The organism is Limnobacter sp. UBA7229, assembly GCF_002473065.1.
GTDB classification, from domain to species: Bacteria; Pseudomonadota; Gammaproteobacteria; order Burkholderiales; family Burkholderiaceae_B; genus Limnobacter; species Limnobacter profundi.
This window is the reverse complement of record NZ_DKTN01000005.1, coordinates 1-15,225: the sequence shown is the minus strand read 5'-3', so window position 1 is coordinate 15,225 and position 15,225 is coordinate 1. Positions and strand designations below refer to the sequence as shown.

13 protein-coding genes are annotated in these 15,225 nt (G+C 54.6%); 7 read left to right on the top strand and 6 right to left on the bottom strand.

Annotated features, from left to right (window positions below; translation table 11 throughout):
* Positions 1–72 precede the first annotated feature (72 nt).
* Both B4C79_RS02910 and B4C79_RS02905 read left to right on the top strand, forming a co-directional pair.
* On the top strand, positions 73–1,392 hold the full coding sequence (locus B4C79_RS02910; protein WP_291751691.1) for an ATP-binding protein: 1,320 nt from the start codon (positions 73–75) through the stop codon (positions 1,390–1,392).
* Positions 1,389–1,931: a response regulator transcription factor gene (locus B4C79_RS02905; RefSeq protein ID WP_291751687.1), complete on the top strand. Its 543-nt coding sequence runs from the start codon at positions 1,389–1,391 to the stop codon at positions 1,929–1,931. Before B4C79_RS02910 ends, B4C79_RS02905 begins: the two co-directional genes overlap by 4 nt.
* A 494-nt stretch (positions 1,932–2,425) precedes the next feature.
* On the opposite strand, the gene B4C79_RS02900 is transcribed toward B4C79_RS02905, so the two are convergent.
* Complete coding sequence (locus tag B4C79_RS02900; protein WP_291741073.1) at positions 2,426–4,606, bottom strand: TonB-dependent receptor family protein; 2,181 nt, start codon at positions 4,604–4,606, stop codon at positions 2,426–2,428.
* A gap of 169 nt (positions 4,607–4,775) precedes the next feature.
* Here B4C79_RS02900 and B4C79_RS02895 point away from each other — a divergent pair, with 169 nt between their 5' ends.
* Entirely contained in the window at positions 4,776–6,050 is a 1,275-nt protein-coding gene (locus B4C79_RS02895) for a putative Na+/H+ antiporter (RefSeq protein ID WP_105027600.1), read from the top strand.
* Positions 6,051–6,118: 68 nt separating this feature from the next.
* Here B4C79_RS02895 and B4C79_RS02890 read toward each other — a convergent pair whose 3' ends face one another.
* From B4C79_RS02890 to B4C79_RS02875, 4 genes are all read right to left on the bottom strand, one after another.
* Complete coding sequence (locus B4C79_RS02890) at positions 6,119–6,706, bottom strand: NnrU family protein (RefSeq protein ID WP_291741070.1); 588 nt, start codon at positions 6,704–6,706, stop codon at positions 6,119–6,121.
* Positions 6,707–6,746: 40 nt separating this feature from the next.
* On the bottom strand, positions 6,747–7,328 hold the full coding sequence (locus B4C79_RS02885) for a hypothetical protein (protein WP_291741068.1): 582 nt from the start codon (positions 7,326–7,328) through the stop codon (positions 6,747–6,749).
* 25 nt (positions 7,329–7,353) lie between these two features.
* Positions 7,354–8,061, bottom strand: coding sequence for a FadR/GntR family transcriptional regulator (locus B4C79_RS02880; protein WP_105027598.1), 708 nt, complete (start codon positions 8,059–8,061; stop codon positions 7,354–7,356).
* A 92-nt stretch (positions 8,062–8,153) separates the two neighbouring features.
* Positions 8,154–9,131, bottom strand: a complete 978-nt coding sequence (locus tag B4C79_RS02875) for a hydrogen peroxide-inducible genes activator (RefSeq protein ID WP_240965833.1) — start codon at positions 9,129–9,131, stop codon at positions 8,154–8,156.
* Between the two features lie 41 nt (positions 9,132–9,172).
* Between B4C79_RS02875 and senA the strand changes: the two genes are divergently transcribed.
* The 3 genes from senA (at position 9,173) to B4C79_RS02860 (ending at position 12,045) form a co-directional block, all read left to right on the top strand.
* Entirely contained in the window at positions 9,173–10,363 is a 1,191-nt protein-coding gene (gene senA, locus B4C79_RS02870; protein WP_291741064.1) for a selenoneine synthase SenA, read from the top strand.
* A 96-nt stretch (positions 10,364–10,459) separates the two neighbouring features.
* Positions 10,460–11,392, top strand: coding sequence for a ZIP family metal transporter (locus B4C79_RS02865; RefSeq protein ID WP_171101106.1), 933 nt, complete (start codon positions 10,460–10,462; stop codon positions 11,390–11,392).
* 62 nt (positions 11,393–11,454) lie between these two features.
* Positions 11,455–12,045 carry an NUDIX hydrolase gene (locus B4C79_RS02860; RefSeq protein WP_291741061.1) on the top strand — a complete coding sequence of 197 codons (591 nt, stop codon included), beginning with the start codon at positions 11,455–11,457 and terminating at the stop codon, positions 12,043–12,045.
* Positions 12,046–12,060: 15 nt separating this feature from the next.
* Here B4C79_RS02860 and B4C79_RS02855 read toward each other — a convergent pair whose 3' ends face one another.
* Complete coding sequence (locus B4C79_RS02855; protein ID WP_291741060.1) at positions 12,061–12,876, bottom strand: DODA-type extradiol aromatic ring-opening family dioxygenase; 816 nt, start codon at positions 12,874–12,876, stop codon at positions 12,061–12,063.
* A 157-nt stretch (positions 12,877–13,033) separates the two neighbouring features.
* Between B4C79_RS02855 and B4C79_RS02850 the strand changes: the two genes are divergently transcribed.
* Entirely contained in the window at positions 13,034–15,181 is a 2,148-nt protein-coding gene (locus tag B4C79_RS02850; RefSeq protein WP_291741059.1) for an FAD-dependent oxidoreductase, read from the top strand.
* The last annotated feature ends 44 nt before the right edge of the window (positions 15,182–15,225 follow it).

Genomic DNA, 15,225 nt, shown 5'->3' with positions numbered 1-15,225 from the left:
ATATTGTCGCAGCCGGGCTGCACACCTCACAATTTCAAGGCAGCGAAGCAAGAAGCCACTTAGAATGTGAGCATGAAAACAAGCCTGTTTCCCGACCACCGTCCCTTCATGCACCTTTGGACTGAAGGCTTGATGGACCAAAGCGATTTGTCTGTTCGCCGCCAGCAAATGGTGACAGTGATGTGGATGCGTACGCTTGCGCTGGCCGCTCAGGTTGTGCTGTTGGCGGTGGTCGGCTTGCTGTTGCATGTCAGTCTTCCCTGGCCGGTATTGACAGTCATTTTGGGTGCGCTGGTTTTACTCAATGTCATCACTTTTATTCGCCTGCGTCAGGGGCATTCGGTGGGCAGCTTTGAAGTGGCTGCCCAGTTGTTTGCCGATCTGGCCGCCTTCACCTTTGTGCTTTATTTCACGGGTGGCGTGACCAATCCCTTCGTGTCACTTTATTTGCCGCTTCTGGGCTTGGCTGCGGCTTTGCTGCCTTGGGCGCAAGTTGCCGTTCTTGCCCTGTTCAGCGTGGTGGCTTACACAGTGTTGATGGGCAATTACATTCCCCTGGTGTTGGCCAATCCCGACGATGGGGTTCACTTTCACCTTGTGGGCATGTGGTTGAATTTTTTGGTCAGCGTGTTGATTTTGGTGGGTTTTGTGGCGCGTTTGAGTTCGTCGATTCGCAACCGCGACCAAGCCTTGGGGCGCGCGCAGCAACGTTTGGCCAGTGAGTCGCGTTTGGCGGCACTGGGCAACCAGGCTGCTTCCATTGCACACCAGTTGGGCACGCCAGTGTCGACCATTGCCACCATTGTTTCAGACTGGAAAAACGACCCCGCCATGCAGGCGCAGGTGCGGGAAATGAATGTTCTCAGTGCCCAGGTTCAATCCATCACCGACACCCTGGGCCAGCTTCGGGATCAAATCGAGGTCAACCCACGCCACAATGCCGATGCGCAAATGATCAAGCCCAGCGAATGGCTTCAGAACACATTGGGTATTTGGCGAACTCGCAACCCACAACATGAAGTGCGCTTGATGCCCAGCATTGCTTCAATTGCAGGCGAATTCAAAGTACGCAAAGAGTTGCTTGAATTGGGTTTGATTACGCTCTTGGACAATGCTGCGCAAAGCCAGCAGCGAGCCTCGGTTAGAGACCCTCTCCAGGTGGGCATGCAATGTGATCACGAAAGCCTGACCCTTTTTGTGAATGATGCGGGCGGTGGTATTGATGCTGAGTTATTGCCGAAAATCGGGCAACAGTTGTTTCAAGCCAATGGGCAAGGCATGGGCCTTTTTTTACTGGCCAACCTCTTGGAACGTGAAGGCGGAAAGCTGAGCCTTCGCAACCTGAACCCCGGCGTTTGCGCCAGTTTAAGCTTGCCGGTGCTCTCGCAATGACGCGCTCGATCTTGATTGTCGACGATGACGAGGTGTTTGCAAATACCCTTGCTTTGTCGTTTGAACGCAAGGGTTTCAAGACCGATGTGGCATTCAAAAAGGAGCAGGCCCTGCTTGCTGCCGAGCAACAGCAATTCACCGACATTACGCTTGATTTGAATTTGGGCGAGCAATCGGGTTTGCAGTTGATCACGCAGCTACGGAGTTTGCAGCCCAGTGCCAATATTTTGATACTGACCGGCTACGCCAGTATTGCCACCACCGTACAGGCCATCAAGCTGGGTGCTGACAATTATTTGGCCAAGCCCGCGGACAGTGCTGCGGTGTTGCGGGCTTTGGACGATGATTCAGGCAGTGTTGCTTCAAATGACGACGAAGCTTCTGACTTTCAACCGATGTCCGTTTCCCGCCTGGAGTGGGAGCACATTCAGCGGGTACTCAACGAACACGAAGGCAATGTATCGGCCACTGCGCGTGCGTTGAACATGCACAGGCGAACTTTGCAGCGCAAGCTGGCGAAGCGGCCTGTGGGGCGATAGATGTCCTGTCGCTGCTCCATTTAGCGAGTGTAGGTTTGCAGCGCATCACTCATCCAGCCAAGATCCAAGTCGAATTCCCCGTCTTTGACTCTGGCTTGGGCCATGCGAAACGCCACAGCGTCTTCGCATCGGTTCCTGCCGGAACCGCCCCGCGCTTCGAGTCAATCCGGGCGACTTGATCTGAAACGGCTGACTGATGTGACGCTGCTGCAAACTTCAAACTCTTGTTGCCCGTGAGCACCAAGTATTTTCTGCTTCGCAGGTCGCTGCCCCAGTAGCTCAACACACTCAGGTCGCAATGCCCTCGCAGCGCCGATCAAGAAAACCTGCCCTTGGTGTTGAATTCACCGTCCGTTCGGCAAGGCCGAAAGCGCAGCCCGCCCGCTGTTTAGCGGGTGCGCTTAGGGCGGTTAATCAATAACAAGGGGGTATTCAGGTTTTCTGGCGCAAGGGGGTATGCACCTGAGTGTGTCAAGCGAAATGGTGATGACGACTTAAAACCTCACATTAATCCCCGCCACCACCTGCCGTTGCCTCCCTGGATGAATGCCGTTGGTACGCGCAGCAATGTACTGCTTGTCCGTCAGGTTCTCTGCGTTCAGGAAGTAGCTGATATTGCTGCCCGCCGGTGCAAAGCTGATGGACGCATTCAGCAAGGTGACAGCTTCAATTTCTCCGAACAGGCCACAGAACAAATCGTTCGCAGGGTCTTCCCCATTCGGGCAAAAGCCCAGGGGCTCGGTGCCGCCAAAGTTCTCGGTGTTGGCAAATTGTTTGCTCACATGCGTTGCGCCAACCCTGGCATTCCATTGTTCAGTTTCATACGACAAATTCAAAGCCAGGGTGTGCTTTGGGGCGTAGGGCAAGCGGTTGCCCGCCTGGTAAGTACCGTATCCATCTTCGCCTTCACCGCCCACCACGCCCGAGTTTTTGAATTCAGCGGTGAACAGGTTGGTGTAGGCCATGCTGACAAAGAACGGATTGGCCTTTTCACTGAACAATTCACCCAGATTGAATCGACCCGCCAACTCAAACCCGGTGTGCTGTGCTTCGCCCTCATTTCGGAAAAAACCGCCGGAGTTCACCACAATGTCTTCAATGTCGAGGTTGAAGAAAGTTGCTTCATAGGAGCCAGCACGCACATTGCCGCGAATGCCCAACTCAGTCACGGTGGCCAGCTCGGGGGTCACGCGCTGAAGCATGTCGTTTTCAATGTCGCGGTCTGGGCGGGGCGGGGCAAAGCCGCGGTGTACGCCGCCAAATACTGTCGCATTCTCCAGTCCGTTCCAGGTAAAACCAATGCCGGGCAGGGTCTCGGTTTCGCTGGTGTCCAACATGTCTTCCTGCTGAAAATTGGCTGTACCAGGCACACCGGAAAACAGCACCTTGGTCTGTTCAATTTGCTCCACGCGTACGCCGGGGGTCAAAGTCCAGTCGCCTATCAAGAAGGTGTTCTGTGCAAAAAATGCAGTGGCTTCCACATCGGCCAGCAGGCGTTCATCTGCCTCGGGTGTGGTGTCGGCGAAGTTGTCGAATTCAAATTTCTTACGGTCAATGTCTTCCGTGTGGTAGCGCATGCCGATGATAGTTTCGCTGGGTACACCAAAAGCAGAATGGGTGAATTCAAGCTTCGGTTCAATGCCGAACACATCGTATTGACGCGGCCTTGTTGCAAATTCGGTTTCCAGCTCACCCAAGCCAATCGTGGTAGGGTCCATGGGGTCAAAGGCCGATTCAAATTCGCGCGAGCGCAAAGAAGTTCTGTCAGTTTTGGTGTGGTACAACTGCGTGGTCAGGCGGGCACGTTCTCCCAATTGCCAGCCATGAATCAACTGAATGGTGTCGCGGTCCATCAGATAGCGTTCGCCCTCGGTGCCTGGCACCGAATAGGGGTCTCGCAAATACTCCTGTGCGGTAAGCCCGGTCTCGCTGAACAGCGAATCTTCTTCAAACCGGGTGTACTTCGCGGTCAGGGTGTGTGCACTGTTGATATTCAACTGGCCCTTGATGGTTACATCTTGTACATCGAATTCATGCTGTGCGCGAATGCCGTCGCCTTGGCGCTTGAGCAAATCAATCATGATGCCGCCTTGTTCCGAACCGGTTCCAAGGTTCAGGTGTGCACCCCGGTAGCCTTCATTGCCCACCGACAATTTTGCGGAACCTTCAAAACCGTCTCGCGGTACGGGTTTCGTCACGAAGTTGATCATCCCGCCCAGCGTTTGCGGGCCATACAAAATTTGACCCGATCCTTTCAGTACCTCTACGCGCTCCAGTCGCTCCAGTGGTGTGGAGTAATGTGCAGAGGGGTCGCCATAGGGCGCAAAAAATACAGTGGGTGCACCGTCTTCCAGCAGCAGTGTTCTTGAACTGCGTCTTGGGTTCAGCCCGCGCAATCCGATATTCAGGTGGGTGCCCGCTGCGTCTTCCGACACCACGTGCAAACCGGGCACCTCCCGAACCAGTTCCAGAATGGAAAAGGGCTCGCGTTTGTCCAGGTCTTCCCGAGTCAGCACGTTCGACGAGCCGGGTAAATTTTCAATATTGGAAGGCAAGATACTGTTGCCCGACACCTCGACGCCTGGCAATGCATTGCTTTGCGCAAAGGCCAAGCCGCCATGCCCCAACATGATCAGCACCGCACTGGTGATTGCTGTTTTTTTGAATGTACCCATGTCCTACCTCTCCGAGTTCTTTTATGTTCTGAAGTAAGTGTAGGAACTGGACAGCGCACTTTCCAAGGGAACTTTTCCCGAAAATATTCGTAATACGGGGAACTTTAATGGCGTGATAGGCTCCCTCTATCAGATCGCTTGATTAACCTTCACAACAATAGACCCCGACATGACAGCAACCACCATTCAATGGATTGCCGCCTTTCTTTTTGCCGGCGCGCTTATTCACACTTTTTCGGCCAGCTACTTTGAACGCTTGGCTCACCACAGCAAACACCACAGTGGCTTGTTTCACCTGCTAGGCGAGGTTGAAGCGGTATTTGGCATTTGGGCCCTGTTTTTGGTCATCGCCATGGCTTTTTCAGTCAACCTCGATTCAGCCGTGGAGTATGTGGATACCCGCCATTACACCGAACCCTTGTTCGTATTCGTGATTATGGTGGTGGCGGCAAGCCGCCCGGTGCTGGACGCCTCCCGTTTGCTGGTAGAGGGTTTGGCCCGTTTGATGCCCGTGAACAAAGGTGTTGCCTTCACCTGGCTGGGCCTGTTCATGGTGCCCCTGCTGGGCAGTTTGATTACTGAACCGGCCGCGATGACCTTGGCGGCCTTGCTGCTTCGCGACGTGCTGTTTTCCAAGACCGTGCCCAATTTCATCCGCTATTGGGGCCTGGGTGTTTTGTTTGTAAACATCTCGATTGGCGGTGTACTCACCTCCTTTGCTGCACCACCTGTATTGATGGTGGCTGCCACCTGGAACTGGGATACCCCCTTCATGCTGGCCAACTTTGGCTGGAAGGCAGCCATTGGCGTATTCATTAATGCCACAGTGTTTATTTTCTTCGCTGCCAAACATTTGGGCGCTGAAGTCAAAAAACCCGAGGCCTTGGGTGAAGACGGCCAGCCGCTGGCGCCAGTGCCCTGGTGGGCCATGGTCATTCATTTGGCCTTTTTGGGCGCCGTGGTGTTGTTTGCGCATCACCCAGCCGTGTTCTTGGGCATTTTCCTGTTTTTCCTGGGTTTTACGGCCGCATACAACACTTTCCAGTCCCGCTTGTTGTTGAAGGAAGGTTTGCTGGTGGCGTTCTTCCTCGCGGGCCTTGTGGTATTGGGTGGCATGCAACAATGGTGGTTGCAGCCTGCGGTCAGCGACCTGGACGATGGCGTGTTGTTCGTTGCAGCCATGGCACTTACAGCGATCACTGACAACGCCGCGCTCACTTATTTGGGGTCGCTGATTGAGGGCACCTCAGAAAGTTTCCGCTATGCCCTGGTGGCTGGTGCGGTGGCGGGCGGCGGCCTTACGGTGATTGCCAATGCGCCCAACCCAGCGGGTTTGTCACTGCTCAAGCGCCAATTCCCTGATGAAGCCGTGTCAGCTGGAGGCTTGCTTGCCGGGGCCCTCGGGCCCACGGCGGTCGCAGCACTTTGCTTCTGGTATCTGTGATCCAGTAGAGGTTCAATAAAAAAGCCCCTGTGCGCAACACACAGGGGCTTTTTTTTAACGCCAGTTGCTTATCGGCTGAACGGGCTAATACCGATCAAATGAACATGCAGCCAGGCCGCGAAAACCAGCCAAGCCAGTACACCCACCACCACGGTCATCAGCGTGCCCACTTTGGTGGGGCCGTCGCCCGCAAAACCCATGGGAATGGCGCGCCTGCGTGCGGTTTTAAACAGCAACACCGCCCACACCAAAAATGATCCAAACAAAATAATATCCGCCAGCGTGCCATTGGCGATCAAATGCGCCAGCGCCCACACTTTTACAGACAAGGTCATGGGGTGCTGTAACTTGGCCTTGATGTGGTTGGTGGGCACATAACAAGCCGCCAACATGATGAACGACACCAGCATGAGAAGTGCCGCAATGTGGCGCATGGCCGCGGGCGGATTCCACACAAAAACAGGGTCAAGCCGGGCCTGGCCGTATCCGTAGACAATCAGCACCAAGCCCAGTATAGAAACGGCTGTGTAAATGCCGCGGTACTTGCCTTTGCCAAGCCTCGCGATCATGCCCGACCGGCGTTGGTCATCTGGAATTCGAGTCGCGTGCATGCCCAAAAAAAGCGCCAACCCGACGACCAATATCAACAAGCCCATTCAGTTCTCCTTTTTGTAGTGAACCGATTATGTCACAGGCTTACGCTGCGCGCCGTGCTGCCGGTTTTGGTGCGAAGGTGCCCAGTGATTCGGGCTTGGGCAGCAAACGTTCAAGCCAGGCCGGAATTTGTTTAAAACCCAGCACATTGTCTTCACGCACCCCACCTTCGGTAAACACCCGGGTGCCCATGATGTAATCAAACCACGGGCGGGTGACGCACCAGTTGGCGCCAGGGTTGTTGCCCATGTGGTGGTCGAAGTGCCAGGGCACGCGTTGCTCACCCCAGGCTGGTTTCATGTGGCTTTTTTTGTGAACCCGATAGTAATTCAGGCTGCTGTACCAAAGAGTGCCCACAAAAAAAGGTGCCACCGGAAACAGCGGTGCCACTGCCACGGCGCTGGCAATCAAGGCCCAGGCTTCTTTGCCCTGTGCATGCATCCCGAGCGGAAAGCGCTCATAGTTCGGGTCGTAGTAACCATGTTCACGCACTTCCCTGTGGTGCTCGTGAAAGTGAAAGGCCCAGAATGTACCTCGTTTTTTTCCCATGCCGTGCAGCACGTATTTGTGCATGCCCCATTCCACAGCATTGGCGGTCAACAGACCCAAAGGAATTCCCAACATGTGTGTCTCCGTATATAGATAGGTGTTACGCGGTACCCAGTGCAGCGTTCAATGCACGGCTGCCCAGTTCCACATGTTGCCGGGCCAGTACCTCGCAACGCCGTTGTTCCCCGGCTTCGATGGCCTGCGCAAGCTGGGCCAGCGTATTTACATCGCGAAATTCGTCCTGCATTACCAAGGTCAGCGTGTTCCAGGCCGCAAGGTAGGTTTGATTCATGGAATTGAAAGCCAGCTTGAACACCACATTGCCGCTGCCTTGCACCACCAGGGCCCAAAAATCAAAGGCCAGTTGCTGAAGTTTTGGCAGTTCGCTGGTGGTTTGCATGTTGGCAATCACCGGCTTCAGTGCATCGGCCAATGCCTTGCCGCCGTGCACTGCTGCTTGCCCAGCCACCACTGGCGCCAAAGCCTTGCGCAAGGCTACGATTCCCCGGGCCACTTCGAGGTTGACTTGCCCCTGTGCACTTACCATCAGGCTTGGCAGCAGTTCAAGGCCTCCCTCGGCTTCAAAGTTCTCAACCTGTGTAGCACCACCATGGCGTACCCGAACCAGTCTGGCCTGTTGCAAACGCTTGATTGCCTCGCGCACGGCACCTCTGTTCACCCCAAGGGTTTCAGATAGCTCACGCTCAGAGGGCAATTCAGCCCCAACTGGTAATACCTTTTTAAGAATTCGATCGCGAAGCTGGATGTAAACCTGCTCAGAGATCGAAATTTTTTGAATATTTTCCATGGTTTGTAGAACTGGAGGGCAAGGATTGTTTAACTGGTCAACTGATCATACCAGTTAGTTTCCAAGTGATGCAAATTGAAGTGGTTTGCCGTTTACCCCGGCTGACAAGCCTTTAACAATGGGCAAAGTGCCGTTTCAATAAAGTGCAGTTTGGGGTGGCTGTTGCGGGTCACCAAGGCAATTTCCCGGCTGGGCAAAGGCGCAGCCAGTTCAATCTGTTTCACTTCGGTTTTGTGCAGCAAACCGGCCCGTATGGCCATATCAGGCAACAAGGCACAGCCCAGGCCCGAATTCACCAACTGAACCATGGTGGCCAAGCTGCTGGCCTCAACCGGATTGCTGTCGTTGTTGTTCGCTTCCCGTTGTTTGGCGCTGCAAGCCGATACGGTGTGGTCACGCAGGCAATGGCCTTTCTCAAGCAACAGCAGGCGGCGAGTGTCCACCTCGCGCAGGCGTACACCCGTGGTTTTACATAGGGCGTCGTTTCTGTGGGCGACCAATCGCAAGGGTTCTTCAAACAGCGGAAAAGCCTTCAGTTTGCCCAAATCGATGGGCAGGGCTATCAGCGCGGCATCCAGTTCGCCGAGTTCCAGTTCTTGAAGCAAGGCTGCGGTTTGGCTTTCGCGCACGCGTAGTATCAAATCAGGAAAGCCGGTTCTGGTTTTGCTTAAAATTGCACCGAGCAAAAAGGGCGCAATGGTCGGTATGATGCCCAGCCGGAATTCTCCGCTGGCGGGGTCGGCTGCCATTTGCGCGCGCGCCACCAGGTCGCGGCTGGCCGACAAAATACTTTGTGCACGCTCCACCACTTCTACACCCACTGGCGTCAGTGCTACCCGCTGGCGGTCGCGTTCTACCAATTGCACACCCAGTGTGCGCTCAAGTTCGGCAATCCCGCCTGACAAAGTAGATTGCGTGACAAAGCACCGCTCGGCCGCCCGGGTGAAGTTGAGTGTTTCAGCAACGGCTAGCAAATAGCTGAGTTGCTTCAATGAAAGGGCGCTGGCTTGGGTGTTCAGTGTGTTCATTCCTTCTTGATCGACATTTCCGATTGCTTTCATTGTATCCATTTGTCGTACACTTATCGTGTCCTCATCACCGCAGTGTCTTTGTGAACAGCCGCATCAATCCAGCCCAGTTGGCCCGAACAGCGAACGCCGCATTTCTTCGCGACGCTTTGTTGCGCACGCGCGAGCGCACCTTGGGTTTGCTGGAGGACTACGTGGCCGCTTTGGGTTCGGACTGCAAGGTGCCTCGTCGCCCTGAATTGAACCCGCCACTTTGGGAGTTGTGCCATGTGGCCTGGTTTCAAGACTGGTGGCTGGCCCGCAACCCCGACTGGGCCTTGGGTGTGCAGTGCAATCCCGATGCACCCAAACTGGAGTCTCGCCTGTTCAATGCCGATGCACGCTTGAATTCAAGCACCATTGCGCACGACACCCGCTGGGAAATCGGCTTGCCCGATTTGCAAGGTACCCTTGATTATCTGGCCGCCTCGCTGTGCGACACCTTGAAGTTGCTGGAGCAGGCTGACGCGTTGTGCGCCAGCGACCCTGGTAATGCCGACCAGTACCTTTATTTTTTCCGCCTGTGTGTGTTGCATGAACAAATGCACAACGAAGCCGCGGTTTTCATGGCCAAGTTGCTGAACATCCAATTGCGCCCCCACAACGCATGCCGGCCCGGCGTGCAGGAGTGCAGCGAATCAGTTCAGCTTCACCTTCCGGCCAGCCAGTGGACCCTCGGCTGGCAGGGTGAGGGTTTTGCATTCGACAACGAAGTACCCGCCTGTGTGGTGCAGTTACAGGCATTCACCATCGATTCACGCCCGGTCAGCTGGGCGCAGTATCTTGAATTTGTACAGGCCACCCAACACCCCATGCCTGCTTTTGTTGCATTTGAAAACGATGGCTGGATTAATCTGGGTTATGGTCAAAAAACACCGCTCAAGCTGAGTGCACCAGCCGAGAACATCAGTTGGCTGGATGCCCAGGCGTATTGCCAGTGGGCGGGCCGCAGGCTGCCCACTGAGGCTGAATGGGAATACGCCGCACACACACAAGCCAATATGCAGTGGGGGCAGGTGTGGGAATGGACTGCCAATACCTTTTTGCCATTCGACGGGTTCAAAATGCACCCTTACGTCGATTACTCCAAACCCTGGTTTCATGATCGAAAGGTACTGAAGGGAGCAAGTTGGGCCACTTCTGCCGAAATGGTTCACCCCAAATACCGCAACTATTTTCAACCGGATCGGCAAGACGTGTTGTCCGGCTTCAGAACCTGCGCTGTTAATCGGTAAAAGCGATTAACTTCAAAGAAATTATCCGTTAGACGAATAATATTCGCTCGGGCAATCTAACTGTGTAATCAAGTCTTTGAAGCACAGGAGCCCGCCATGAGTTTTCATCAAATGACCAAAATTGTGGGTCTGAACATCGCCGACCACGCTGGGCTGGACGCCGTTCGTGCGTTTCGCGCTGCGCGTGGCGTGGTGGGCATTCTGATTGTTGCGCTGGGTTTGTACCTCATCGTCACACAAGGGGCACCTGCGGTTTGGGCTGCGGTTCAGTACATTGCGGCAAGCCCCTCCAAGCTTCAGGCTGTCGAGTTTTCGGCCATTGCCGGTGCGGCCACCGGCCTTGGTGGCATGGCTTTGCTGGTCATGAAGAAAATTGATGACAAAGGCCTGGGTTTGTTTATTGCGATCGCAGGCGGCATGATGGCAGCCGCAGCGGTCATGTCCCTGTTTATCCCTGCCATTCAAACGGAAGGCGCTTTGATGGTGGTGCTGGTAGCCACAGCAGCAGGCTACGGTGTGATGACAGTGCTAGACCAAACCCTGCCGCATGAACACCCCGTGGCAGGCCCGGAAATGGCGGGCAATCAACGCCTGCGCATGGCCTTGCTGATGACCATTGCCATTGCTTTGCACAACGTACCGGAAGGTTTTGCAGTGGGTGCCAGTGCAGGCAACCTGAACGGTGCATCCGGCACGGCATTCTCGATCGGTTTGCAAAACATTCCGGAAGGCTTGATCGTGGCCACAGCCTTGTGGAGCATTGGCGTGCACAAAGCGCTTGCTGCGCTGGCCGCATTGGCCACAGGGTTGGTTGAACCACTGGGCGCTGGTTTGGGGGTCATCACTGCCGATTCATGGGCCATGGGTACGCCCGCTTCAATGGCTTTTGCCGCCGGTGCGATGGCATTTGTGGTTTGCAATGAAATGATTCCGGAGAGCATCAAAATGACTGGAAAACTGAAAACAATTTACACGGCGGGTGTATCCACCGTGCTTACAGCCATTGCATTGGGCTGGATGGGTGCCTGATCTCGCAAGGTGTCATGTAAGCAGGTAATAATGAGCACTCCACATTCAGGATTGCTTTCACCATGCGTTTGTTGTTTGTAGTGCCGCTGTTGTTCACGCTTGTTGCATGCTCATCGAGCAACGCGCCGCCCGCCGGGCTGATCGCCTACAGTTGTGTGGCCGGCGAGGCTGTGCATTTAATGGCATTTGACCCACACCCCACGCGCCGCGCTTGGGCCACGTTGGGCGGCAGCGCCCAAAAGGGCGAGTCGCCCGCACAAACCGCTGTTCGAGAGTTCACCGAAGAATCCAATTGCGTATACAGCAGTGCTGACATCGACATCGGTCAGCTCAAAGGCCCTTCCATCTCGCCCGGTGTGCCGTTTCACCTGTACACCGCGCAGGTGCCTTTCAAATCAATCGATGACATCGCTCAAACCCGTCAGTGTGTGGACATAGAACGCAATCAGTGGGTGTGGGTGCGTCACCTTGATTTGGTGCGCGCCATTAATCAATACGGTGAAGCCGCGCAAGATCCACTCACTGTGCCCACCGTGCAGGGCCAGCCTACGCTGGTACCTTTGTGGGGCCGGGGTGTAGAGTCGCTGAAAAAAGCCCTGCAAGACGGTGTGCTGCCTGAGACCATCAATTGCAGTGCCACTCAGCTGTCTTGATATTAGCCGACCAGGTTAAGCGGTGAATGCAAAGCTTTGCATCGACAGGGCTTTGTAACGCACATCCTCGGGCAGCACATTGACCTTGAAGTTGTTTGTCGCTGCACCCATGGCAAAAGGCAGGGGCAGGTAGTGGTCGTCGTCCGGGTGGGCCCGCGCAAAGTGCGGTGCGTCAAACTCTGCGCGCGAAATCGCCTTGCTGTCGCACGCCCGCAGGCGTTCCTGAACCCATGTATTGAACTCGTGAACATAAGGCAGGTTTTGCGCCTGCCCACCATCTCCTGCCTTTGCGGCGCGCAGGTCCATGTCATCAAAATTGTGCGTCAAGCTGCCACTTCCAATTACCACCGCTTTCTTGTTGCGGGCAAATTCACCCACCAAGGCACCAATATTCAATGCAGTTTCGCCATTCCAGTCCACAGGCATGCTGAGTTGCAACATGGGCGGGCCACCATTTGGGAACAGGTGAATGTAGGGCACCCAGGCCCCATGATCAAAACCTTGTTGTGGGCGCAATTCGGCGCTTAAACCGTGTTCGGCCAAATGTGTTGCAAGTTGCGATGCCAGTTCAGGCGCACCGCAAATTTCCGGTTTCAGTTCGTACAGCGGTTTTGGAAAACCATAAAAGTCATGAACAATCACGGGCGCCTCGTGGCTGGTCACTGCCAGCTTGGCGCTACGCCAATGGGGGCTCAGAACAATCAATGCCCGCGTGCCTTGGGCAAGCAGTTGTTGTCCCAGGGTTTCCAGGGCTTGGCCGGGCAGGCCGGGTTCCAGTGCATAAGTGGGTGCACCGTGGCTGATAAAAATTGAATGAATGGTTGTGCTCATGGTCGAGGTGCAGCTGTCATCGTGTTGACCTAGATTAACGCGACTATCTTTCCAGATCGAGGTAACTTTTTTGTACGACTCGCCGAAACTATCTGTACAAGTTGCCCAGACCATGCATTATTGGCAACACACTGCGTAGAAAAACCAAGGAATTGACATGAAAAAAATTGTTCTGCTGCTTATTGTTGCAGCTGTTGTGGCGGTGTTTGCCTTCGATCTTCACAGTTTGCTGACACTCGACAGCCTGAAAAGTCGTCTTGAGCAGTTCCGAGAATTTCAGGCCGAATCTCCCTGGCTGGTTGCCGGTGTTTTTTTTGCAGCCTATGTACTGGTTACCGCCTTTTCAATTCCAGGTGCCGCAGTCATGACTCTGGCTGCAGGCGCCTTGTTCGGTTTGCTGCAAGGTTTGATTCTGGTGTCGTTTGCATCCACCATTGGTGCCACGCTCGCCTTTATTGGTGCGCGTTACCTGCTGCGCGATTCTGTGCAAGCCAAGTTTGGTAACCGCCTGAAAGCGATCAATGAAGGGGTTGAAAAAGAGGGCGCTTTTTACCTGTTCACGTTGCGCTTGGTGCCCGTGTTCCCGTTTTTTCTGATTAACCTGCTCATGGGTTTGACCAGCATGAAGGCTTTCACCTTCTTCTGGGTCAGCCAGCTTGGCATGTTTGCAGGCACCGTGGTGTACGTGAATGCAGGTACCGAGCTTGCAAAAATTGACAGCCTTGCCGGCATTCTTTCACCTGGCCTTATTCTTTCATTCGTGTTGCTGGGCATATTCCCGTTGATCGCAAAAAAAGTGACCGACAAAATCAAGGCCCGCAAGGTGTATGCCCAATGGACCAAGCCTGTGAAATTTGATCGCAACATGGTGGTGATTGGTGCGGGTGCAGCGGGTTTGGTGAGCTCTTACATTGCTGCCGCAGTGAAGGCCAAAGTGACCCTGGTTGAAGCCCACAAAATGGGCGGCGATTGCCTGAACTTTGGTTGTGTGCCTTCCAAGGCCCTCATTAAAAGTGCAAAGCTGGCTCACCAAATGCGCCATGCCGACAAATATGGTTTGCATGCAACCACGCCCAGCTTCAGCTTCAAGGCGGTTATGGCCCGTGTGCACGACATCATCAAAGCCATCGAGCCACACGACAGCGTAGAACGCTACACCAGCCTGGGCGTGGATGTGATTCAGGGCTATGCAACCATTGTCGATCCCTGGACAGTTGAAATCAAACACAACAGCGGTGAAACCAGCCGCCTGACCACACGTAGCATCGTGATTGCTGCAGGCGCACAGCCAGTGGTGCCGCCGTTGCCGGGCATTGAAACCAGTGGTTACCTGACCAGCGACACCTTGTGGGACGAATTCGCAAAACGCGACGACCTGCCCAAACGTTTGGTGGTGCTGGGCGGTGGCCCCATTGGCAGCGAATTGGCTCAAGCCTTTGCACGTTTGGGCTCACAAGTAACCCAGGTTGAATTGGGCGATCGAATCATGGTGCGCGAAGACCCGGAAATTTCCGCCATGGCCATGGACAGCATGCGCGCCGATGGCGTGAATATTTTGACCCAACACAAAGCCGTTCGGTTTGAGCGCAGAGGCGATCAAAAAGTATTGGTCACCGAGCACCAAGGCAACACCGTTGAAATTGAATTTGACGATGTGATTTGCGCAGTGGGTCGTAAAGCACGCCTGACCGGCTATGGCCTTGAGAAACTGGGTATCGAGACCAACCGCACCGTGGTCACCAATGAGTACCTTGAAACCTTGTACCCCAATATTTTTGCAGCAGGCGATGTGGCGGGTCCCTATCAATTCACCCACGTGGCTGCGCACCAAGCGTGGTATGCCTCAGTGAATGCATTGTTCGGCCATCTTAAAAAATTCAAGGCCGATTATTCAGTCATTCCCTGGACCACATTTACCGATCCTGAAGTGGCCCGCGTGGGTTTGAATGAACAGGATGCCAAAGAGCAGGGCGTTGCTTACGAGGTAACACGCTATGGCATTGACGACCTGGACCGCGCGATTGCCGACAGCGATGCACACGGTGTGGTGAAGGTCTTGACCGTGCCGGGCAAGGACAAAATTCTGGGTGTGACCATTGCCGGAGTGCATGCAGGCGATTTGTTGGCTGAATTCGTTTTGGCCATGAAACACGGCTTGGGTTTGAACAAAATTCTGGGCACCATCCACACCTACCCCACATTGGCCGAGGCCAACAAATACGCTGCGGGTGAGTGGAAGCGGGCGCATGCGCCGGAGAAAGTGCTGCTGTGGTTGGGCAAGTACCATGCGTGGCGGTTGGGATAACCTAAGCTTCCTCAGCTGTTCGTTAACTGCCCGATCGGCTTGGG

Coding starts and splice junctions, on each gene's coding strand:
- B4C79_RS02900 (WP_291741073.1), bottom strand. CDS start 4,606: ATGGGTACATTCAAAAAAACAGCAATCACCAGTGCGGTGCTGATCATG.
- B4C79_RS02890 (WP_291741070.1), bottom strand. CDS start 6,706: ATGGGCTTGTTGATATTGGTCGTCGGGTTGGCGCTTTTTTTGGGCATG.
- B4C79_RS02880 (WP_105027598.1), bottom strand. CDS start 8,061: ATGGAAAATATTCAAAAAATTTCGATCTCTGAGCAGGTTTACATCCAG.
- B4C79_RS02860 (WP_291741061.1), top strand. CDS start 11,455: ATGCGTTTGTTGTTTGTAGTGCCGCTGTTGTTCACGCTTGTTGCATGC.
- B4C79_RS02850 (WP_291741059.1), top strand. CDS start 13,034: ATGAAAAAAATTGTTCTGCTGCTTATTGTTGCAGCTGTTGTGGCGGTG.
- B4C79_RS02885 (WP_291741068.1), bottom strand. CDS start 7,328: ATGTTGGGAATTCCTTTGGGTCTGTTGACCGCCAATGCTGTGGAATGG.
- B4C79_RS02910 (WP_291751691.1), top strand. CDS start 73: ATGAAAACAAGCCTGTTTCCCGACCACCGTCCCTTCATGCACCTTTGG.
- B4C79_RS02865 (WP_171101106.1), top strand. CDS start 10,460: ATGAGTTTTCATCAAATGACCAAAATTGTGGGTCTGAACATCGCCGAC.
- B4C79_RS02855 (WP_291741060.1), bottom strand. CDS start 12,876: ATGAGCACAACCATTCATTCAATTTTTATCAGCCACGGTGCACCCACT.
- B4C79_RS02895 (WP_105027600.1), top strand. CDS start 4,776: ATGACAGCAACCACCATTCAATGGATTGCCGCCTTTCTTTTTGCCGGC.
- B4C79_RS02905 (WP_291751687.1), top strand. CDS start 1,389: ATGACGCGCTCGATCTTGATTGTCGACGATGACGAGGTGTTTGCAAAT.
- B4C79_RS02875 (WP_240965833.1), bottom strand. CDS start 9,131: ATGGATACAATGAAAGCAATCGGAAATGTCGATCAAGAAGGAATGAAC.